Raw genomic sequence first — 887 nt, 5'->3', positions numbered from 1 at the left:
GCCTCTGGCAAAGGCTCCATACGCGTGAGCCAGTACAAGACATATTGGGCAAGTGTTTCTGTGCAGAGTCGAATGTCGGTTTCAATCCGGTCCTGGCGCGCATCGTACCTGTCCATGCGTGTAAGAAGCTCACTATCACGCCGCTCGACCTGATCGGGATGGAAGTATTGCATGAGAGCCATCTCGATGATGGCCGTCATACTTGCGTCGTGCAGGCTTGCCTCTAGCACCAGCTTCTCCCAAAGCGCATCAGTAACGCGAATGTTAATTCGATTTCGTTTCATCGCTCACCACCCCGGTATCACATCCTGATCGACTTCATCGAGCGCCAGCGCCTGGCGCACAGCGTCGAGGTGCTGAGCCACCGCCGGATCGGCAGGATCATCTTCCACTTCATGACCTCCGGGTTCCCCAATATTGTGACTCAGCACATCTTCGCGCTCCAACTGGTGGCGCAATTCTCGGCCGGCGTCGTCATCCGACACTGTAGCCATGCTACCCTCTTCGAAACCTTGCTCTGCGATGAAATCTGACCATTCCGACGTGTTCTTACTATCGTCTGGCTCGCAAGCAGCCGGTGACAGAACCCGCGTCGTGAAATTCCGGTCCTCAAAATAGCGCAGCTTGTCTGCGAGCACGGGCGCAGCGCCTGACACCATGACCACTTCCCTGTCGGGCGGGAGCTGCATGATCTCACCGGGCGTCAGCAACTGGCGCTGGGTCTCCTGACGCGACACCATCATGTGCGATAACCAGGGTGCCAATCTGTGGCCTGTATAGTTTTTCTGGGATCGCTGTTCTGTCTTGGTTCCGAGCGCTTCGGATATCCGCTTGGCCGTGCGCTCATCGTTGGTCGCGAAGGCGACCCGCACATGGCAATTGTCGAG

2 protein-coding genes are annotated in these 887 nt (G+C 57.0%); both read right to left on the bottom strand.

From position 1 onward, the window contains the following. The coding region (locus B4F73_RS12290; protein WP_290483405.1) for a hypothetical protein at positions 1 to 284 on the bottom strand (284 nt) is incomplete at its 3' end. Positions 285 to 287: 3 nt separating this feature from the next. Then, on the bottom strand, positions 288 to 887 hold a 600-nt coding region (locus tag B4F73_RS12285; protein WP_290483404.1), incomplete at its 5' end, for a type IV secretory system conjugative DNA transfer family protein.

Origin of the sequence: Hyphomonas sp. UBA3601 (assembly GCF_002375605.1) — a bacterium.
GTDB lineage: Bacteria > Pseudomonadota > Alphaproteobacteria > Caulobacterales > Hyphomonadaceae > Hyphomonas.
The sequence above is the reverse complement of the archived record's forward strand: the minus strand, read 5'-3'. Positions and strand labels throughout refer to the sequence as shown.